Annotated in this window: 18 protein-coding genes and 2 tRNA genes; 9 read left to right on the forward strand and 11 right to left on the reverse strand. The window is 69.1% G+C overall.

Going from position 1 to position 20,097, the window contains the following annotated elements; all coding sequences use genetic code 11:
* Positions 1 to 55 precede the first annotated feature (55 nt).
* A complete protein-coding gene (locus tag NF20_RS11850) occupies positions 56 to 571 on the forward strand; it encodes a DUF3515 domain-containing protein (RefSeq protein WP_224111125.1) in 516 nt (171 codons plus the stop codon).
* Here NF20_RS11850 and NF20_RS11855 read toward each other — a convergent pair.
* Both NF20_RS11855 and NF20_RS11860 read right to left on the reverse strand, forming a co-directional pair.
* Positions 568 to 1,677: a D-alanine--D-alanine ligase family protein gene (locus NF20_RS11855; protein ID WP_011725704.1), complete on the reverse strand. Its 1,110-nt coding sequence runs from the start codon at positions 1,675 to 1,677 to the stop codon at positions 568 to 570. The two genes, NF20_RS11850 and NF20_RS11855, sit on opposite strands and share 4 nt — an antisense overlap.
* Positions 1,678 to 1,708: 31 nt before the next feature.
* Positions 1,709 to 2,764, reverse strand: a complete 1,056-nt coding sequence (locus tag NF20_RS11860) for an NAD(P)H-dependent glycerol-3-phosphate dehydrogenase (RefSeq protein ID WP_023865132.1) — start codon at positions 2,762 to 2,764, stop codon at positions 1,709 to 1,711.
* A 125-nt stretch (positions 2,765 to 2,889) separates the two neighbouring features.
* On the opposite strand from NF20_RS11860, the gene cofC reads away from it, so the two are divergent.
* The 3 genes from cofC (at position 2,890) to NF20_RS11875 (ending at position 6,866) form a co-directional block, all read left to right on the forward strand.
* The gene (gene cofC / locus NF20_RS11865) at positions 2,890 to 3,552 is read left to right on the forward strand and encodes a 2-phospho-L-lactate guanylyltransferase (RefSeq protein WP_019733495.1); all 663 of its coding nucleotides are present in this window, start codon (positions 2,890 to 2,892) and stop codon (positions 3,550 to 3,552) included.
* A gap of 89 nt (positions 3,553 to 3,641) precedes the next feature.
* Positions 3,642 to 5,834 (forward strand): RNA degradosome polyphosphate kinase, encoded by a 2,193-nt coding sequence (locus tag NF20_RS11870; protein WP_019733494.1) that lies wholly within the window; start codon positions 3,642 to 3,644, stop codon positions 5,832 to 5,834.
* Between the two features lie 84 nt (positions 5,835 to 5,918).
* Positions 5,919 to 6,866: an NUDIX hydrolase gene (locus NF20_RS11875; protein ID WP_019733493.1), complete on the forward strand. Its 948-nt coding sequence runs from the start codon at positions 5,919 to 5,921 to the stop codon at positions 6,864 to 6,866.
* A 94-nt stretch (positions 6,867 to 6,960) separates the two neighbouring features.
* Here the strand turns inward: NF20_RS11875 and NF20_RS11880 are convergent, their stop codons facing one another.
* The 3 genes from NF20_RS11880 to leuC form a co-directional block, all read right to left on the reverse strand.
* Positions 6,961 to 7,599 carry an HU family DNA-binding protein gene (locus tag NF20_RS11880; RefSeq protein ID WP_009978231.1) on the reverse strand — a complete coding sequence of 213 codons (639 nt, stop codon included), beginning with the start codon at positions 7,597 to 7,599 and terminating at the stop codon, positions 6,961 to 6,963.
* A 211-nt stretch (positions 7,600 to 7,810) separates the two neighbouring features.
* Positions 7,811 to 8,407, reverse strand: coding sequence for a 3-isopropylmalate dehydratase small subunit (gene leuD / locus NF20_RS11885; protein ID WP_011725707.1), 597 nt, complete (start codon positions 8,405 to 8,407; stop codon positions 7,811 to 7,813).
* Between the two features lie 25 nt (positions 8,408 to 8,432).
* The gene (gene leuC, locus NF20_RS11890; RefSeq protein ID WP_019733041.1) at positions 8,433 to 9,863 is read right to left on the reverse strand and encodes a 3-isopropylmalate dehydratase large subunit; all 1,431 of its coding nucleotides are present in this window, start codon (positions 9,861 to 9,863) and stop codon (positions 8,433 to 8,435) included.
* Between the two features lie 86 nt (positions 9,864 to 9,949).
* On the opposite strand from leuC, the gene NF20_RS11895 reads away from it, so the two are divergent.
* Positions 9,950 to 10,651, forward strand: coding sequence for an IclR family transcriptional regulator (locus NF20_RS11895; RefSeq protein ID WP_003875015.1), 702 nt, complete (start codon positions 9,950 to 9,952; stop codon positions 10,649 to 10,651).
* A 103-nt stretch (positions 10,652 to 10,754) separates the two neighbouring features.
* Entirely contained in the window at positions 10,755 to 11,267 is a 513-nt protein-coding gene (locus NF20_RS11900; protein ID WP_003875014.1) for a pyridoxamine 5'-phosphate oxidase family protein, read from the forward strand.
* A 17-nt stretch (positions 11,268 to 11,284) separates the two neighbouring features.
* On the opposite strand, the gene NF20_RS11905 is transcribed toward NF20_RS11900, so the two are convergent.
* The 4 genes from NF20_RS11905 to NF20_RS11920 form a co-directional block, all read right to left on the reverse strand.
* Positions 11,285 to 11,357 (reverse strand) — tRNA-Glu (locus NF20_RS11905).
* 83 nt (positions 11,358 to 11,440) lie between these two features.
* A tRNA-Gln gene (locus NF20_RS11910) sits at positions 11,441 to 11,512 on the reverse strand.
* 151 nt (positions 11,513 to 11,663) lie between these two features.
* Entirely contained in the window at positions 11,664 to 13,142 is a 1,479-nt protein-coding gene (gene gltX / locus NF20_RS11915; protein ID WP_023861067.1) for a glutamate--tRNA ligase, read from the reverse strand.
* Positions 13,139 to 13,945 (reverse strand): fumarylacetoacetate hydrolase family protein, encoded by an 807-nt coding sequence (locus tag NF20_RS11920; protein ID WP_003878741.1) that lies wholly within the window; start codon positions 13,943 to 13,945, stop codon positions 13,139 to 13,141. The genes gltX and NF20_RS11920 overlap by 4 nt, the downstream gene beginning before the upstream one ends.
* A gap of 186 nt (positions 13,946 to 14,131) precedes the next feature.
* Between NF20_RS11920 and NF20_RS11925 the strand changes: the two genes are divergently transcribed.
* On the forward strand, positions 14,132 to 15,436 hold the full coding sequence (locus tag NF20_RS11925; protein ID WP_024636799.1) for an MFS transporter: 1,305 nt from the start codon (positions 14,132 to 14,134) through the stop codon (positions 15,434 to 15,436).
* On the opposite strand, the gene NF20_RS11930 is transcribed toward NF20_RS11925, so the two are convergent.
* Positions 15,336 to 16,346, reverse strand: coding sequence for a 3-isopropylmalate dehydrogenase (locus tag NF20_RS11930; RefSeq protein WP_009978239.1), 1,011 nt, complete (start codon positions 16,344 to 16,346; stop codon positions 15,336 to 15,338). The genes NF20_RS11925 and NF20_RS11930 overlap by 101 nt on opposite strands.
* 49 nt (positions 16,347 to 16,395) lie before the next feature.
* The gene (serA, locus tag NF20_RS11935) at positions 16,396 to 17,982 is read right to left on the reverse strand and encodes a phosphoglycerate dehydrogenase (RefSeq protein WP_009978240.1); all 1,587 of its coding nucleotides are present in this window, start codon (positions 17,980 to 17,982) and stop codon (positions 16,396 to 16,398) included.
* Between the two features lie 29 nt (positions 17,983 to 18,011).
* Between serA and NF20_RS11940 the strand changes: the two genes are divergently transcribed.
* Both NF20_RS11940 and wrbA read left to right on the forward strand, forming a co-directional pair.
* Positions 18,012 to 19,439, forward strand: a complete 1,428-nt coding sequence (locus NF20_RS11940) for a phytoene desaturase family protein (protein ID WP_009978241.1) — start codon at positions 18,012 to 18,014, stop codon at positions 19,437 to 19,439.
* Positions 19,436 to 20,035, forward strand: a complete 600-nt coding sequence (gene wrbA / locus NF20_RS11945) for an NAD(P)H:quinone oxidoreductase (protein WP_003875007.1) — start codon at positions 19,436 to 19,438, stop codon at positions 20,033 to 20,035. Before NF20_RS11940 ends, wrbA begins: the two co-directional genes overlap by 4 nt.
* The last annotated feature ends 62 nt before the right edge of the window (positions 20,036 to 20,097 follow it).

Genomic DNA, 20,097 nt, shown 5'->3' on the forward strand with positions numbered 1-20,097 from the left:
GCGGGCGGTGGCAACCGAATCGGAGGCCGACGGCGGGCCCCCGCGGGCGGTGATCATGGTCGCGGTCGCGCTGGCGGTGACGACGATCGGGGTGATCCTGGCGATCGCGGCGACCCGCGAGGCGCCGCCGCAACCCGTTGCCGTAGCGGCCTTTCCGGCGCCGCACGCCGGGGACGCCGCCTGCCGCGCATTGCTGGACGCGCTGCCGCAGCGGCTCGGCGACTATCAGCGCGCCCCGCTCGAGCAGCCGGCCCCGGCCGGCGCCGCGGCCTGGCGGACCGGGCCGGACAGCGAGCCGGTGGTGCTGCGCTGCGGCCTGGACCGCCCGGCCGAGTTCGTCGCCGGATCCCCCATCCAGGTCGTCGACCGGGTGCAGTGGTTCGCGGTGCGTCCCGACCCGCAATCCGCCGGGGACGCCGGCAGATCCACCTGGTACACGGTGGACCGCCCGGTGTATGTGGCGCTCACGCTGCCGTCGGGCTCGGGCCCGGCGCCCATCCAGCGGCTCTCCGACGTGATCGAGCAGCGCATCGCGGCGGCGCCGGTCAACCCCGGACCGCCCGCCGGCTAGCGCAGCCCGACGCCGCGGGTCAGGGCCGTCTCCACCATGGTGGCCAGCAGACTCGGGTAGTCCACGCCGCTGGCCGCCCACATCCGCGGGTACATCGAGATGGTGGTGAAGCCCGGCATCGTGTTGATCTCGTTGAGCACCGGCCCGGTCTCGGTGAGGAAGAAGTCCACCCGGGCCAGCCCTTGGCAGTCAACGGCCTTGAATGCGCGGATCGCCAATTCGCGCACCGCGTCGGCGATTTCGTCGTCGACCTTGGCGGGCACGTCCAATTCGGCTGTGTCGTCGAGGTATTTGGTTGCGAAGTCGTAGAACGAGTCCTCACGCCCGCGCACCCCGGCCACCCGGATCTCACCGACCGTGCTGGCTTGCACTGTGCCGTCGGGCATTTCGAGCACCCCGCACTCCAGCTCCCGGCCGGCGATGGCCGCCTCGACGATGACCTTGGGATCGTGGTCGCGGGCGGCGGCCACGGCGGCGTCCAGCTCGTCCCAGCTCGAGACCCGGCTGACGCCGATCGAGGAGCCGCCCCGGGCGGGTTTGACGAACACCGGCAAGCCCAGCCGCTCGCGGTCCTGCAGCGACAGCGTGGACTGCGACGGACGCAGCACCGCGTAGTCGCCGATCGGCAATCCCTCGGCGGCGAACAGCTTCTTGGTGAATTCCTTGTCCATGCCCGCGGCGCTGGCGAACACGCCGGCCCCCACGTAGGGCACCCCGGCGAGTTCGAGCAGCCCCTGGATCGTGCCGTCCTCCCCGTACGGGCCGTGCAGCACCGGGAACACCACGTCGACGGAGGCCAACACCTCACTGGCGCCGGGGGGAAGGGAAACCAGTTGGCCGCTGCGCCCCGGATCCGCCGGCAGCGCCAGCTCGGTCCCCGACGCGGACGTCACCTCGGGCAGTTGCCGGTCGCTGATCGCCAGCGCGGCCGGGTCGCCGTCGGTGAGCACCCACGAGCCTTGCGGGGTGATGCCGATCGCGACGACCTCGAACCGCCGCGGGTCGAGGTTGCGCAGGATGCTGCCGGCCGAGACGCACGAGATGGCGTGCTCGTTGCTGCGCCCGCCGAAGACGACGGCGACGCGGACCCGCTGGCTGGCATTCACAATCTGAACAGGCTACCGGGTGGCGGCCAGGTCATTCGGGCTTGGTGCGCCGGCCCAGCAACAGCGCCATCGCTTCGTCGACGGACAGCCCCTTGTGACAGACCCGGTGCACCGCGTCGGTGAGCGGCATTTCCACGTCGTAGCTGGCGGCCAGCGCCAGCACCGACTGGCAGGACGTCACGCCCTCGACGACGTGCCCGTCGCCGCCGTCGGGGGTACCGGCGAGCACCGAACCGATGGTTGCCCCGCGGCCGAGCCGCTCGCCCAGCGAACGGTTGCGGGAGTGCGGCGAGCTGCAGGTGGCGACCAAGTCGCCCACCCCGGCCAGCCCGGCCAGCGTCGCGCCCTTGGCGCCGAGCGCGATGCCCAGCCGCATGATCTCGGCCAGCCCCCGGGTGATGATGGCCGCCGCGGTGTTCTCGCCGAGGCCCACGCCGGCGGCCATCCCGCAGGCCAGCGCGATCACGTTCTTGCACGCCCCGCCGATCTCGGTGCCGACCACATCGCTGTTGGTGTAGGGCCGGAAGTATCCGCTGTTGAGCATGCGCTGCAGGGCGACGGCGCGGCCGGAGTCGCTGCACGCCACCACCGTCGCGGCGGGCTGGCACGCGGCGATCTCGCTGGCCAGGTTCGGTCCCGAGATCACCGCGACCTGAGCCGGGTCGACACCGGTCACCGAGACGATGACCTGGCTCATCCGCATCAGGGTGCCCAACTCGATGCCCTTGGCCAGGCTGACCAGGGTCGCCCCGTCCCGCAGCAGCGGCGCCCAGCGCTCGAGGTTGGCGCGCATCGCCTGCGCCGGCACGCCCAGCAGCACCGTCGTCGCGTCCCGCAGCGCCTCGCCGGCGTCCGCGGTGGCGTGGATGCCCGGCGGCAACGACGTCCCGGGCAGGTAGTCGGGGTTGGATCGGGTCGCGTTGATCCGTTCGGCGAGCTCGGGCCTGCGGGCCCACAGCGTGACCTCTGTTCCGGGGCCGCCGGCGTCGACGAGCACCTTGGCCAGCGCGGTGCCCCACGCCCCGGCGCCCATGACCGTGACGGCGCCGGCCGCACCGGCCTTCGGACCGCCCCCTGGGCCGGCCATGTACCACCCCCTTGTCCGTGGTCGATGTAGCTCACGCGGCACTTGCAGCCGCTACACCCTAGATCAGCGGCCGACCGGGCGTCACGCAAGCCGGCTGCGCGCCGGCGCTGGCAGGATGACATCTCATGAGCGGCACACGAGCCGACGGCGGGCACGACGGTGCGGGCGATGTCGCCCTGATCATTGCGGTCAAAAGGCTGGCCGCGGCCAAGACCAGGCTGGCCCCGGTGTTCTCGGCGCGCACCCGCGAAAGCGTGGTGCTGGCCATGTTGACCGACACCCTGACCGCCGCCACACGGGTCCGGTCGCTGGGTTCGATCACCGTGATCACGCCCGACGAGGCCGCCGCGGCGGCGGCCGCCGGGCTGGGTGCCGACGTGCTGGCCGACCCGACCCCGGAGGGGCATCCGGATCCGCTCAACAACGCCATCGCCACCGCGGAGCGCGCGGTGAGCGGTTCCTTTACCAATATCGTTGCGCTGCAAGGGGATCTGCCGGCGCTGCAGTCCCAGGAGCTGGCCGAGGCGGTGGCCGCCGCGCGTGCGCACCGGCGCAGCTTCGTCGCCGACCGGCTGGCCACCGGCACCGCGGCGCTGTTCGCGTTCGGCACCCGGCTCGATCCCCGGTTCGGCTCCGATTCGTCGGCGCGGCACCGCAGTTCGGGCGCGATCGAGCTGACCGGCGCCTGGCCCGGCCTGCGCTGTGACGTCGACACCCCCACCGATCTGGCCGCCGCCCGCCGCCTCGGGGTGGGGGCCGCGACGGCCCGGGCCATCGCCGCGCATTGATTTTCGCTCACCGCGGCCGAATCTGTCCGGCCGGTGAACGGCGGCCCAACGGCGAATGGATGTCCCGCGGGCGCTAGCAGCAGCCGCGCGTGATGCGCCATGATCGCAATGTGACTGAAATCGACGCTGAGACTCGACCCGACGAGAACCTGTGGCATTCGGGCGACTCGGCCGTGGGGGCGCCACCCGCGGCGACCCCGGCCGCGATGACCGACCTGCCGGAGGACCGTTATCTCAACCGGGAACTGAGCTGGCTGGATTTCAACGCCCGGGTGCTGGCGCTGGCCGACGACAACTCGCTGCCGCTGCTGGAACGGGCCAAGTTCCTGGCCATCTTCGCCTCCAACCTCGACGAGTTCTACATGGTGCGGGTCGCCGGGCTGAAGCGGCGCGACGAGATGGGCTTGTCGGTGCGCTCGGCCGACGGGTTGACGCCGCGCAAACAACTCGCCCTGATCGGCGAGCACACCCAGCGGATCGCGACCCGGCACGCGCGGGTGTTCCTCGACTCGGTGCGCCCGGCGCTGGCCGAGGAGGGCATTCACATCGTCACGTGGGCCGATCTCGATCAGGCCGAGCGCGACGAATTGTCCACCTATTTCACCGAACAGGTCTTTCCCGTCCTGACGCCCCTGGCCGTCGATCCCGCGCACCCGTTCCCCTTCGTCAGCGGGCTGAGCCTGAACCTGGCGGTGATGGTGCGCCAGACCGAGGACGGCGGCCAGCACTTCGCCCGCGTCAAGGTGCCCAACAACGTCGATCGCTTCGTCGAACTCGCGGCGCCGAGAGCGGGCGCCGAGGGCGAAAACCGCGGCGTCGTCCGGTTTCTGCCGATGGAGGAACTGATCGCGGCGTTCCTGCCGCTGCTGTTCCCGGGCATGGAGATCGTCGAACACCACGCGTTCCGCATCACCCGCAACGCCGACATGGAGGTCGAGGAGGACCGCGACGAAGATCTGCTGCAGGCGCTGGAACGGGAGTTGGCGCGGCGGCGCTTCGGCCCGCCGGTGCGGCTCGAGATCGCCGACGACATGACCGAGGGCATGCTGGAACTGCTGCTGCGCGAACTCGACGTGCATCCCGGCGACGTCATCGAAGTGCCCGGCCTGCTCGACCTTTCGTCGCTGTGGCAGATCTACGATTTGGATCGCCCCGCGCTCAAGGATCCGGCGTTCGTCCCGGACACCCACCCCGCCTTCGCCGACCGCGAATCCCCCAAGAGCATCTTCGCGACGCTGCGCGAGGGCGACGTGCTGGTGCACCACCCCTACGACTCGTTCTCCACCAGCGTGCAACGCTTCATCCAGCAGGCCGCCGCCGACCCCAACGTGCTGGCGATCAAGCAGACGCTGTACCGCACCTCCGGTGATTCGCCGATCGTTCGGGCGCTGATCGAAGCGGCCGAGGCCGGCAAGCAGGCGGTGGCACTGGTCGAGATCAAGGCGCGCTTCGACGAGCAGGCCAACATCCGCTGGGCGCGCGCCCTCGAACAAGCGGGCGTGCACGTGGTTTACGGGCTCGTCGGCCTCAAGACGCATTGCAAGACATGCCTGGTGGTGCGCCGCGAAGGTTCGGCGATCCGCCGGTACTGCCACATCGGAACCGGCAACTACAACAGCAAGACCGCCCGCCTGTACGAGGATGTCGGTCTGCTGACGGCGGCGCCGGACATCGGCGCCGACCTCACCGATTTGTTCAATTCACTTACCGGCTATTCGCGTAAGGTCTCCTACCGCAATCTGTTGGTGGCGCCGCACGGAATTCGCACCGGCATCATCGAACGCGTCGAACGCGAGATCGCCGCGCACCGCGAACGCGGGCAGGGCCGAATTCGGTTGAAGATGAACGCGTTGGTGGACGAGCAGGTGATCGACTCCCTGTACCGGGCGTCGCAGGCGGGGGTGCGGGTCGAGGTCGTGGTGCGCGGCATCTGCGCGCTGCGCCCGGGCGTGCAGGGTTACTCCGAAAACATCTTCGTGCGCTCGATTCTGGGACGTTTCCTGGAGCACTCGCGGATCATCCACTTCCGCAACATCAACGAATTCTGGATCGGCAGCGCCGATATGATGCACCGCAATCTCGATCGCCGCGTCGAAGTGCTGGCGCAGGTCAAGGATCCCAAGCTCACCGCGCAGCTGGACGAGTTGTTCGAATCCGCGCTGGATCCGTCCACCCGGTGCTGGGAATTGGGACCCGACGGGCAGTGGACCCCGTCGCCGCAAGAGGGCCATACCGTGCGTGATCACCAAGTATCGTTGATGGAGCGGCATCGCAGTCCCTAGCCCTGCGGGTGAGTTCGGAGTTGTTTTTCCGGCCGCAGCGTGATCCAGCGTGCGACTTGACCGAATTGACCTGCAGGAGTTGAGGTGCCGACCCAGAATTCGTCGACTGCTCGACGCGCCGGAACCCGGGTGGTCTATGCCGCCGGCGCGGTGCTGTGGCGACCCGGCGACGCCGAGCCGGACGGCGGTGACGTCGAGGTCGCGATCATCCATCGCCCGCGCTATGACGACTGGTCACTGCCCAAGGGCAAGGTGGACCCCGGCGAGACGGCGCCGGTGGCGGCGGTGCGCGAAGTGCGTGAGGAGACGGGCCAGTGCGCCGTGCTCGGCAGAAGGCTCGACACGGTGCGCTATCCGATCGAGCAGGGCGTCAAGAAGGTCTACTACTGGTCGGCGCGCGCCACCGGCGGCGAATTCGTACCCGGCGACGAGGTCGACCAGTTGCTCTGGTTGCCGGTGACCGAGGCGATGCAGCGGCTCAATTACACACAAGACCGAAAAGTGTTGCGGCACTTCAGCAAAAAGCCCGCGGACACGCACACCGTGCTGGTGGTGCGGCACGGCACGGCCGGGCGCAAATCTCGTTTCTCCGGCGACGACGCCAAGCGGCCGCTGGACAAGCGGGGCCGGGCGCAGGCCGAGGCGCTGGTCCCGCAGCTGCTGGCGTTCGGTGCCTCGCAGGTGCACGCGGCCGACCGGGTCCGCTGCCACCAGACCGTGCAACCGCTGGCCGAGGAGCTCGACGTGCCGGTGCACAACGAGACCACGCTCACCGAGGAGGCGTACGCCAAGAACCCCAAGCGCGCTCGGCACCGGATGCTCGAGATCGCCGGGGAGCCAGGCACACCGGTTGTCTGCACGCAGGGCAAGGTGATTCCGGACCTGATCGCGTGGTGGTGTGATCGCGACGGGGTGCGGCCCGACAAGTCGCGCAATCACAAGGGCAGCACCTGGGTGCTGTCGTTGTCGGCCGGCCGGCTGGTGGCCGCCGATCACATCGGCGGCGCGCTGGCCGCCAACGTGCGCGCCTGAGTTCGCGGCGGCGTGCCCGCTCGCTAGCACACGAATACCCTCCGGGCGGCACCGCTGCCGGCCGAAGGGTATTCGTGTCTAGGACGTGCTCTGCCTACTTGCGGCCGCGACGCGCGGTCGTCTTCTTGGCCGCGGCCTTGCGAGCCGGAGCCTTGCTGGCGGCCTTCTTGGCCGGAGCCTTGGTCGCGGCCTTCTTGGCCGGAGCCTTCTTCGCCGCAACCTTCTTGGCCGGAGCCTTGGTCGCGGCCTTGCGCACCGGAGCCTTGGTCGCGGCCTTGCGGGCCGGAGCCTTCTTGACCGCAGCCTTCTTCGCCGGGGCCTTCTTGGCGGCGGCCTTCTTGGCCGGAGCCTTCTTCGCCGCAGCCTTCTTGGCGGGCGCCTTCTTGGCGGCGGTCTTCTTGGCCGCGCCGCCGACCACGCCGCGCTTGACGGCCGGGCCCTCGGACGGGAGACGCTGTGCCCCAGAGACAACCGCTTTGAATTGAGCGCCGGGGCGGAACGCCGGGACGGACGTCGGCTTCACCTTCACCGTCTCACCGGTACGCGGGTTGCGGGCCACCCGTGCGGCGCGCCGCCGCTGTTCGAATACACCGAACCCGGTGATCGTGACGCTGTCGCCCTTGTGTACCGCACGCACAATGGTGTCGACGACATTCTCGACCGCTGCGGTCGCCTGCCGACGGTCCGTGTTCAATTTCTGTGTGAGCACATCAATGAGCTCTGCCTTGTTCATCAATCCCTCCGACACTAGTGGTCCTCGATTTGAACCGACTAGTGGACACGGTAAACCCTCACCCAGCAAATTTCCAAGAGCCACGCGCAATTTCACGGCGGGGCGGGCGGCGTTTTCGCAATCCGGTTGCCGCCCTTGACCGGTGGAGGGCGTCGCAAATCGGGCCGGTTTAGTTAGCCCATCGAGCAGAAATTCGGCCCGGCTCAGCGGTTCACGCGACGGGCGAAGTGCGCGGTTTCCAATCGGGATACGCCGCTTCGTAGGATTCGATTCTGTCGAGTTTCCGCAGCGTAAGGGCTATATCGTCGAGCCCTTCGAGTAGTCGCCACGCGGTGTGGTCGTCAATCTTGAACGGCAGCACCGTCGTTCCCGCGGTGATATTTCGATCTTGAAGATTGGCAGTGATTTCCAAGCCGGGGCTCTGCTCGATGAGCTTCCAGAGCAGCTCCACCCCGTCCTGGGAAACTTCGGCCGCCAGCAGACCCGCCTTGCCGGCGTTGCCCCGGAAAATGTCGCCGAATCGAGACGAGATGACCACCCGGAACCCGTAGTCCATCAGTGCCCACACGGCGTGCTCGCGCGACGACCCCGTCCCGAAATCCGGTCCGGCGACTAGGACTGAGCCACGGTCAAAGGGGCTGAGGTTGAGCACGAATGACGGATCCGACCGCCAGCTGGCGAACAAGCCGTCCTCGAAACCGGTTCGGGTTACGCGCTTCAAATACACCGCCGGAATGATCTGGTCGGTGTCGACATTGGAGCGCCGCAGCGGCACACCGATGCCGGTGTGGGTGTGAAATGCTTCCATGCTCATCCCTTCACGGTCGAATACGTCAGTCCAAATCGGCCGGAGCGGACAATGTGCCGCGCACCGCCGTGGCCGCGGCGACGGCCGGAGACACCAAATGCGTGCGGCCGCCTTTGCCCTGGCGCCCTTCGAAGTTGCGGTTCGAGGTCGCCGCGCACCGCTCCCCCGGCGCCAGCTGATCGGGATTCATTCCCAAACACATCGAGCAGCCCGCCTGCCGCCATTCGGCGCCCGCGGCGGTGAAAACCTCGCCCAGCCCTTCGGCTTCGGCCTGCGCGCGCACCCGCATCGAGCCGGGCACCACGAGCATCCGCACCCCCGGCGCGACCTTGCGGCCGCGCAGCACGTCGGCGACGACCCGCAGATCCTCGATACGACCGTTGGTACAAGAGCCGACGAACACCGCGTCGACCGCGATGTCGCGCATCGGCGTGCCCGGTCGAAGGTCCATGTATGCCAACGCTATCTCGGCGGCCTGACGCTCGGCATCATCGGTCATCAGTTCGGGATCCGGTACCGCGGCGGCCAACGGCACGCCCTGACCCGGGTTCGTGCCCCACGTCACGAACGGGCTCAGCGACGCGGCATCCAGATAGACCTCGGTGTCGAACACCGCGCCGGGATCGGTGCGCAGCTGCTGCCAATAGCGCATGGCCGCATCCCATTGCGCGCCCTTGGGGGCGTGCGGGCGGTCCCGCAGGAACTCGTAGGTGGTGTCGTCGGGAGCGATCATCCCCGCCCGGGCACCGGCCTCGATGCTCATGTTGCACACGGTCATCCGGCCTTCCATCGACAGCGATTCGATGGCGCTGCCGCGGTATTCGATGACGTGCCCCTGCCCGCCGCCGGTGCCGATCTTGGCGATCAGCGCCAGAATGATGTCCTTGGCCGTCACGCCGGCCGGCAACTCGCCGTCGACGTTGACCGCCATCGTCTTGAACGGCCGCAGCGGCAACGTCTGGGTGGCCAGCACGTGCTCGACCTCCGAGGTGCCAATTCCCATAGCCAGTGCGCCGAATGCGCCGTGCGTCGAGGTGTGACTATCCCCACACACCACCGTCATTCCCGGTTGGGTCAGGCCCAGCTGCGGCCCGACGACATGCACGATGCCCTGCTCCGCGTCGCCCATCGGGTACAGCCGGACGCCGAATTCGGCACAATTTCGGCGCAATGTCTCGACCTGGGTGCGCGACACCGGGTCGGCGATCGGCTTGTCGATGTCGACGGTGGGCACGTTGTGGTCCTCGGTGGCCAGCGTCAGATCGGGCCGCCGCACCGGCCGGCCGGCCAGCCGCAGGCCGTCGAACGCCTGCGGGCTGGTGACCTCGTGCACCAGGTGCAGATCGATGTAGATCAGGTCCGGCTCGTTGGCCCCGCCGGACACCACAACGTGGTCGTTCCAGACTTTTTCGGCCAGCGTGCGCGGCGTGGCCGTCGTCCCCGCGTCGATTCCCATCTCGAACTCGCCTCAATTCGCTTTGTCCGCGGCTCGCCGATCCGTCGGGCTGGTGATCTCATAATGCGAGACGCTAGTATCTCCTTGTGAGACAGCATAGCGGCATCGGCGTCCTGGACAAAGCGGTGGGTGTGCTGCACACCGTCGCCCAATCACCCTGTGGGTTGGCCGAACTGTGCGAGCGGACCGAGCTGCCCCGGGCCACCGCCTACCGGTTGGCGGCCGCGCTCGAGGTGCATCGCCTGCTGGCGCGCGGCGACGACGGGCGCTGGCGGCTCGGCCCGGCGGTCACCGAACTGGCGGCACACGTCAACGATCCGCTGCTGGCCGCCGGCAGCGCGGTGCTGCCGCTGTTGCGCGAGACCACCGGAGAGAGCGTGCAGCTGTACCGGCGCGAGGGCACCGACCGGGTGTGTGTGGCCGCACTGGAACCCGCTGCGGGCCTTAGGGATACGGTTCCGGTCGGGGCGCGGCTGCCGATGACCGCGGGGTCGGGCGCCAAGGTGTTGCTCGCCCACAGCGACGCCGCCACCCAGAAGGCGGTGCTGGCGAACGCGAAATTCACCGAGCGCACGCTGGCCGAGGTGCGGCGGCGCGGCTGGGCGCAAAGCGTGGCCGAACGCGAGCCGGGGGTGGCCAGCGTGTCGGCGCCGGTGCGCGACAGCCGCGGTGCTGTCATCGCGGCCATCTCGGTGTCGGGCCCCATCGACCGGATCGGCCGGCGCCCCGGGGCGCGCTGGGCCGCCGATCTGGTGTCCGCCGCCGAAGCGCTCACCCGCCGCCTCTAGTTCTTTCTCGCGAGCAGACACAAAAGTCCCCTTTTCGGACGACTTTCGCGTGCTTTTGCGTCTGCTCGCGAGGGGACACAGCGGACCTGACAGACTGACCGGCATGGGAACCAATCAGCGCGCGAGCATCGTCATGTCCGACGATGAGATCGCCGACTTCGTCGTCAAGAGCCGCACCGGCACGCTGGCCACCATCGGCCGGGACGGGCAGCCTCATCTGACCGCCATGTGGTACGCCGTCGTCGACGGCGAGATCTGGCTGGAGACCAAGGCCAAGTCGCAGAAGGCCATCAACCTCAAGCGCGACCCGCGGGTGAGCTTCCTCATCGAGGACGGCGACACCTACGACACCCTGCGCGGCGTGTCGTTCGAAGGGGTGGCGGAACTCGTCGACGATCCCGACGTCGCCCACCGGGTGGGGGTCAGCGTCTTCGAGCGCTACACCGGTCCCTACACCGACGAGATGAAGCCGTTCGTTGAGCAGATGATGAACAAGCGGGTGTGTGTTCGCATCGTGGCCCGCCGGGCGCGTTCCTGGGATCACCGCAAACTCGGCTTGCCACCCATGCCGGTGGGTGGATCGACGGCGCCGGCGGTGCTGGGCACCGACCGGTGACCGCGGTCTTGGTTTTGTAGCCCCGATGGGATTCGAACCCACGCTACCGCCGTGAGAGGGCGGCGTCCTAGGCCGCTAGACGACGGGGCCAGACACGATCCACAGACGATCCGAGGTGTCAGCATAGCTCACCCCGCTAAGCCCACCTAATCGCTTGGAACGGCGGGGTTTTGCTGGGGTACCAGGACTCGAACCTAGAACGGCTGAACCAGAATCAGCTGTGTTGCCAATTACACCATACCCCATTGGCTGCCTAAAACAGCTGGTCAGCGTCGATCTCAGGCTTTTGTTAGCGCTTCGGGGACCGCCGCCGCCAGTCGTTCTTCGGCCTTTGTGAACCGCAGTGCAGACTACCAAAGACTCGCCGGGGCCATCCGCACGTGTGGTGCTCGTCGCTCAGGCGCTGTGCTGACCGGCCCGCTCCCGCGCCGCGCGCAACCTCCGCAAGCTGCGGTCGCGGCCCAGCAGCTGCAGCGATTCGAACAGCGGCGGGCTGATCGTCGTCCCGGTGGCGCCCACCCGGATCGGCCCGAACGCCTTGCGCGGTTTGAGGCCCAGGCCGTCGATGAGCGCGGTCTTCAGCGCGGCCTCGATCTGCGGCGCCGCCCAGTCCGTCACGGCGTCCAGCGCGGGCAGCGCCGCGTCCAGCACCGCGGCGCCGTCGGGCCCCAGCTCCTTGGCGGCGGCCTTCGGGTCGATCGCGTACTCGTCGTCGTTGAGGAACTTCAACAGGTCCCACGCGTCGCCGAGCACCACGATGCGGGTCTGCACCAACTCGGCGGCGGTGGCGAACGCCGCGTCGTCGAGCGCGAGGCGATGCCCGTGGACGTCGAGGTAGTCGCGCAGCCTGGCGGCGAAGTCCGCGGCGGTCAGCATCCGGATGTGCTCGGCGTTGAGCGCGTCGGCCTTCTTCTGGTCGAAGCGGGCCGGATTGGAGTTGACGTCGACGACGTCGAAGGCGGCCACCATCTCGTCCAGGCTGAACACGTCGCGGTCGTCGGCGATGGCCCAGCCCAGCAGCGCAAGGTAATTGAGCAGCCCTTCGGGGATGAAGCCGCGGTCGCGGTGGGCGAACAGGTTGGACTGTGGGTCGCGCTTGGAGAGCTTTTTGGTGCCCTCCCCCAATACCGTTGGCAGGTGGGCGAACTGCGGGATGCGCTCGGCCACTCCGATCCGGATCAGCGCCTGATACAGCGCGAGCTGACGCGGTGTCGAGGGCAGCAGGTCCTCGCCGCGCAGCACGTGGGTGATCTTCATCAGCGCGTCGTCGCACGGGTTGACCAACGTGTACAAGGGATCCCCGTTGGCGCGGGTCAACGCGAAGTCGGGCACGGAGCCGGCGGCGAAGACGGTGCTGCCGCGGACCAGGTCGTCCCAGCCGAGATCTTCGTCGGGCATCCGCAGCCGCACCACCGGTTGGCGGCCCTCCGCCAGGAAGGCGGCGCGCTGCGAATCGGTGAGGTGGCGATCGAAGTTGTCGTAGCCCAGCTTGGGATTACGGCCGGCGGCGATGTGCCGCGCCTCGACCTCCTCCGGGGTGGAGAAGGCGTAATACGCCTCGCCCGCCTCGACCAGTTTGGCCACCACGTCGCGGTAGATCTCGCCGCGCTGTGACTGCCGGTAGGGGCCGTACGGGCCGCCCACCTCCGGCCCCTCGTCCCAGTCCAGGCCGAGCCAGCGCAGCGCGTCCAGCAGCGCCAAGTAGCTTTCCTCGCTGTCGCGCGCCGCGTCGGTGTCCTCGATGCGAAACACGAAGGTGCCGCCGGTGTGTCGGGCGTATGCCCAGTTGAACAGCGCCGTGCGGACCATGCCGACGTGCGGGGTGCCGGTGGGCGACGGGCAGAATCGGACCCGGACGTTTGCGGGTGCAGTCACGATTTTCCTTTGCGGACCACGGGATTGGTCAGGGTACCGATGCCCTCGATGGTGATGGAGACGGTGTCGCCGTCCTCGATGGGACCCACGCCCGCCGGTGTTCCGGTGAGGATGAGATCACCGGGCAGCAGGGTCATCACGGCCGAGATCCATTCGACGATGGAGCCGATGTCGTGGATCAGCAGCGACGTGCGGCTGCGTTGTTTGACCTCGCCGTTGACCTCGGTGCGCAATTCCAGGTCGCCCGGGTCCAGCGGATTGAGGTCAGTGACGATCCACGGCCCGACCGGGCAGAAGGTGTCATGGCCCTTGGCCCGCGTCCACTGACCATCGGATCGTTGTTGGTCGCGCGCCGACACGTCGTTGCCGATGGTGTAGCCGAGGATGTTCTCGGCGGCCTGGGCGGCCGAGACGTCCTTGCAGGGCCGGCCGATCACCACCGCCAGCTCGCCCTCGAAGTGCACGGGTGATGCGTTGGCCGGCAACCGAATCGGCACGTTCGGTCCGATGATGGCGGTGTTGGGTTTGAGGAAGATCACCGGGTCGGCCGGCACGGGGCCGGTCGCCTCGCCCATCTCGGCGATGTGGTCGGCGTAGTTCTTGCCGACGCACACCACCTTGCTGGCCAGTATCGGGGCGAGCAGCCGGACGTCGGCGAGCGGCCACGACCGGCCGGTGAAGTTGGGGGTGCCGAATGGATGCTCGGCGATTTCGCGGGCGATCATCTCGGCGGGGTTGTCGAGTTCGCCCTCGATACTGACGAAGGCGACACCGTCGGGGCTGGCGATTCGACCAAGGCGCATTTGGCTCAGCCTAGTGAGGGCCGCGAGCGCGGCGTAGCCGGGCGTGGCGGGCCGTCACCATCGAGCCCCGTGACGGCCGCGAGCGCGGCGTAGCCGGGCGTGGCGGGCCGTCGACCCCAAGCACCGATGACCGGCAACGGCACACGTCCTACCCCTAAATATCCCGGCGGTATGCAAGCATGGGGAATGCAGACCGACCCCGTCGCCACGCCCGACGTCGGCGCCGGCACCCGCTGGTCGATCATGGTCGTTTCGCTGCTGGCGACGGCGAGTTCCTTTCTGTTCATCAACGGCGTCGCATTCTTGATCCCGTCGCTGCAAGGCGCGCGCGGGATTCGGCTCGACGAAGCCGGTCTGCTGGCCTCGATGCCCAGCTGGGGAATGGTGGTCACGCTCGTGGCGTGGGGCTACGTGCTGGACCGGGTCGGCGAGCGGGTGGTGATGACCACCGGCTCGGCGCTGACCGCACTGGCCGCCTACGCCGCGTCGTCGGCACACTCCATGGTACTGATCGCGGTGTACCTGTTTCTCGGCGGCATGGCGGCGGCCAGCTGCAACACGGCCGGCGGCCGACTGGTGTCGGCCTGGTTCCCCCCGCACCAGCGCGGGCTGGCGATGGGCATCCGCCAAACCGCGCAACCGTTGGGAATCGCGTTGGGCGCCATGGTCATTCCCGAGCTGGCCGAACACGGTCCGCAGGCGGGACTGCGCTTCACCGCGCTGGCATGCGTGTTCGGCGCGGTCGCCAGCGTGATCGGTATCGTCGACCCGCCGCGCAAGCCCCGCGCCAGCGCCAGCGATCAGGAACTCGCCAGCCCGTATCGAGGGTCGTTGACGCTGTGGCGAATTCACGCGGTGGCGGGCCTGATGATGATGCCGCAGACGGTGACGGTGACGTTCATGCTGGTGTGGTTGATCCGGAACCTGCACTGGTCCGTCGCGGCCGCCGGCGCATTGGTGACGCTCTCCCAGCTGCTCGGTGCGCTCGGCCGGGTCGCGGTGGGTCGCTGGTCGGACCGGCTCGGCTCGCGGATGCGGCCCGTCCGCTACATCGCGGCCGCGGCGGTGCTGGTTCTGCTGCTGTTGGCCTGGGCCGACTACCTCAATTCGCGGTGGCAGGCCGGCCTGATGGTGGCCATCTCGGTGATCGCGGTGCTCGACAACGGGCTGGAGGCCACCGCGATCACCGAATTCGCCGGGCCGTATTGGAGTGGACGCGCCCTGGGCATCCAGAACACCACCCAGCGGATGATGGCGGCCGCCGGTCCGCCGTTGTTCGGCGCGTTGATTTCGGCCGCGAAATATCCACCGGCATGGCTGTTGTGCGCGTTGTTCCCCTTGGCGGCGATGCCGCTGGTGCCGACGCGGCTGCTGCCGCCCGGCTTGGAAACTAGAGCGCGGCGGCAATCCGTTCGCCGACTTCGGTGGTGGCGGGCCGTTCGTTCCCACGCGTTGCCAGATATCGTTCGACGGCCCGGTCAACCCGGGTAGCGGCGGCGTCCTCGCCGAGGTGGGCGAGCAGCAGCGCCACCGACATGATCGCGGCCGTGGGATCGGCGACGCCTTGGCCGGCGATGTCGGGCGCGCTGCCGTGCACGGGCTCGAACATCGACGGATTGGTCCGGGTGCCGTCGATATTTCCACTGGCGGCCAAGCCAATTCCGCCGCACACCGCGGCCGACAGGTCGGTGATGATGTCGCCGAACAGGTTGTCGGTGACGATCACGTCGAAGCGGCCCGGATCGGTGACCATGAAGATGGTGGCGGCGTCGATGTGCTGATATGCCACCTCGACATCGGGGTAGTCCCGGCCGACCTCGGCCACGATGCGTGACCACAACTTGCCGGCGAAGGTCAGCACGTTCGTCTTGTGCACCAGCGTCAAATGCTTGCGGCGCCGCCGGGCGCGCTCGAAGGCGTCAACGACCACCCGGCGCACCCCGAAAGCGGTGTTCTGACTGACCTCGGTCGCGACTTCGTTGGGCGTGCCGACGCGGATGGCGCCGCCGGTCCCCGTGTAGGGGCCTTCGGTGCCCTCGCGCACCACCACGAAATCGATGTCGGGGTTTCCGGCCAGTGGGCTGCTCACTCCCGGATACAGCCGGCCGGGTCGCAAGTTGATGTGATGGTCCAGCTCAAAACGCAAGCGCAGCAACAGACCTCGCTCCAGCACGCCGCTGGGCACCGACGGATCGCCGATGGCGCCGAGCAGGATCGCGTCATGCGCGCGCAACTCGTCGATCACCGAGTCCGGCAGCAGCTCACCGGTGGCGTGGTAACGCCTTGCGCCCAGGTCGTATTCGGTCTTGTCCACACCGGGCAGCACCGCGTCGAGCACCTTGAGCGCCTCGGCCGTCACCTCCGGGCCGATCCCGTCGCCGCCGATCACCGCGAGTTTCATCGGCGCCGCTCCTCCTCATCGCTACCCTCTGCATCGTCGCCGGGGCGGTTCACGAGAGATCAACCACCTCAAGCTTGTTCGCGCCGACCGCCGCGCCGATGGCCGACCGCACATCGGCCGGCACGTCTTGATCCAGCCGCAGCAGAATCGTCGCGCCTGGGCCCTCGGCGTCCTCGGACAGCTGCGCGGCTTGGATGTTCACCCCGGCCGAGCCCAACAGGGTGCCGATCTTGCCCAGCGCACCGGGCTGGTCGACATAGTTGATCACCAGGTTGATGCCGCGGGCGCGCAGGTCGAAGTTGCGGCCGTTGATCTGCACGATCTTCTCGACCAGCTGCGGCCCGGACAGCGTTCCCGCGACGTTGACGACGGTGCCGTCGTGCGACACCGCGCGGACGTCGACCACGCTGCGGTGGTTGGGGCTTTCCGAGGCGGTGCTGATCTCGGCGGTGACGCCGCGCTCTTCGGCCAGCGCCGGCGCGTTCACGAACGTCACGGGCCCCTCCACGACGGCGGAGAACAACCCCCGCAGAGCCGAAAGTTTCAGCACCTCAACGTCTTCCGACGCCAACTCGCCGCGCACCTGCACCGACAGCGACACCGGCGGGCCGTCGGACAGCGTGGCGGCCAGCAGGCCGAGCTTGCGCACCAGGTCCAGCCAGGGCGCCACCTCCTCGTTCACCGTGCCCCCGGCGACGTTGACCGCGTCGGGAACGAATTCCCCGGCCAGAGCGAGCTTTACGCTCGCGGCGACGTCGGTGCCCGCCCGATCCTGCGCCTCGGTGGTGGACGCACCCAGATGCGGCGTGACCACCACCTGCGGCAGCTCGAACAGCGGGCTGTCGGTGCACGGCTCCTTGGAGAACACGTCCAGGCCGGCCGCGCGCACGTGGCCGCTGCGCACCGCGTCGGCCAGCGCCGCCTCGTCGACCAGGCCACCGCGGGCGGCGTTGACGATGATGACGCCCGGCTTGGTCTTGGCCAGCGCGTCCTTGTCGATCAGCCCCGCCGTCTCGGGGGTCTTGGGCAGGTGCACGGAGATGAAGTCGGCGCGGGCCAGCAGCTCGTCCAACGACAACAGCTCGATACCCAGCTGCGCGGCGCGGGCCGGCGACACGTACGGGTCGTAGGCGATGAGGTGAGTGCCGAAGGCGCTGAGCCGCTGGGCAACCAGCTGCCCGATCCGGCCCAGCCCGACGACGCCGACCGTCTTGCCGAAGATCTCGGTGCCCGAGAAGGACGACCGCTTCCAGGTGTGCTCGCGCAGCGAGGCGTCGGCCGCCGGGATCTCGCGCGCGGCGGCCAGCAGCAGCGCCAGCGCGTGCTCGGCGGCGCTGTGGATGTTCGAGGTCGGCGCGTTGACCACCAGCACCCCGCGCTCGGTGGCGGCGTCCACGTCGACGTTGTCCAGGCCCACCCCGGCGCGCGCGACGATCTTCAGCTTGGGCGCGGCCGCCAGCACCTCGGCGTCGACGGTGGTGGCCGAGCGCACCAGCAGCGCGTCGGCCTCCGGCACGGCCGCCAGCAGCTTCTCCCGGTCGGGCCCGTCTACCCAGCGCACTTCGACCTGGTCACCCAGGGCCGCGACGGTTGATTCGGCGAGTTTGTCGGCAATGAGTACAACTGGCAGATTCACCCGGCCAGCCTATCGGCTGTAATTGACGGGTGGACGTCACCATCGTCGGCAGCGGACCCAACGGGCTGACCGCTGCGCTCATCTGCGCCCGGGCCGGCCTGAAAGTGCAGGTCGTGGAAGCTCAACCGACCTTCGGTGGCGGCGCGCGCACCGCGGCCGACCCCGACTCAGCGGGAGTTTTGCACGACATCTGCTCGGCGGTGCATCCGCTGGCACTGGCCTCGCCGTTCTTCGCCGAGTTCGACCTGCCCGCCCGCGGCGTGCAACTGGCGGTGCCGGAGATCTCCTACGCCAACCCGCTGCCGGGCCGCCCGGCGGCGATCGCCTACCGCGATCTGGACCGCACCTGCGCCGAACTGGAGCACGGCGCGTCCTTCCGGCGGTTGCTCGGCCCGTTGGTCGCCCGCTCCGAGGACGTGGTGGCCCTGCTGCTGGGCGACAAGCGTTCGCTGCCGAACTCGCCGACGTCGGCGTTGCGGCTCGGGCTGCGGATGCTCGCCCAGGGCACGCCCGCCTGGGGGACGCTGGCCGGCGAGGACGCCCGCGCGCTGTTCACCGGCGTTGCCGCCCATATCATTTCGCGGATGCCGTCGTTGACGGCGGCCGGCGCCGGGTTGATGCTGGCCACGCTGGCGCATTCGGTCGGCTGGCCGATCCCGGTCGGCGGCAGCCAGGCGATCACCGACGCGCTGATCGCCGACCTGCGCGCGCACGGCGGCGAACTCACCGCGGGCGCCGAGGTCACCAAACCTCCGGGCGGTGTGGTCGCCTACGACACAGCGCCGACCGCCCTGCTGCGGATCTACGGTGACGCTCTGCCACCCCGGTACGCGAAAGCGTTGCAGCGCTACACCTTTGGGCCCGGCGTCGCGAAGGTCGACTTCGTGCTTTCCGACGAGATCCCGTGGTCGGACCCGCGGCTGCGGCAGGCCCCCACCCTGCACCTGGGCGGCACCCGGGAGCAGATGGCCCGCGCCGAAGCCGACATCGCCGCCGGCCGGCACGCGCAGTGGCCGATGGTGCTGGCCGCCTCCCCGCACGTCGCCGACCCCGGCCGCATCGACGCCGCCGGCCGTCGCCCGTTCTGGACCTACGCCCACGTGCCGGCGGGGTCCACACTCGACGCCACCGAGGCCGTCACCGCGGTGGTCGAGCGGTTCGCGCCCGGTTTCCACGACGTCGTGGTCGCGGCGCGCGCGATACCGGCCGCCCGGTTGTGCGATCACAACGCCAACTACGTGGGCGGCGACATCGGGATCGGCGGCAACTCCGCGTGGCGGGCGATCGCGGGGCCCACGCCACGGGTAAACCCTTGGAGCACACCGATTCCCAAGGTGTATCTGTGCTCCGCGGCCACCCCGCCCGGCGGGGGCGTGCACGGCATGGCCGGCTACTACGCCGCCCGCACGCTGTTGCGCCGCGAGTTCGGCCTCGACATGCCTAGGCTGGCTCCATGACCAAACTCGCGATCATCTACTACTCGGCCACCGGACATGGCACCACGATGGCGCGACGCGTCGCCGCGGCCGCCGAGTCGGCCGGGGCGCAGGTCCGGCTGCGGCACGTCGCCGAAACCCAGGACCCGGAATCGTTCGCCCACAATCCGGCCTGGACGGCCAATTACCAAGCGACGAAAGACCTTCCGGCGGCCACCGGCGACGACATCGTCTGGGCCGACGCGGTGATCTTCGGCTCCCCGACCCGCTTCGGCTCGCCCGCCGCGCAACTGCGCGCGTTTCTCGACTCGCTGGGCGGACTGTGGGCGCAAGGCAAGCTCGCCGACAAGGTGTATGCGGCGTTCACCTCGTCCAACACCCTGCACGGCGGCCAGGAAACCACGCTGCTGTCGCTGTACATCACGCTGATGCATTTCGGGGGCATCATCGTGGCGCCGGGCTACACCGATCCGTCCAAGTTCGTCGACGGCAACCCGTACGGGGCAAGCCTGGTCACCACCCACGACAACATCCACGAGTTCGACGAGCCCACCGCGAACGCCCTCGACCATCTGGCCCGCCGGGTGGTCGAGACGGCGGGACGGCTGGCTTCCTAGCTGACGAACGTCACGCCAGCGTGACACCGGTGACCGAGTGTCACGCCAGCGTGACGGTCGAC

The organism is Mycobacterium sp. MAC_080597_8934 (assembly GCF_000523975.1).
In the GTDB taxonomy this organism is placed as follows: Bacteria; Actinomycetota; Actinomycetes; order Mycobacteriales; family Mycobacteriaceae; genus Mycobacterium; species Mycobacterium avium.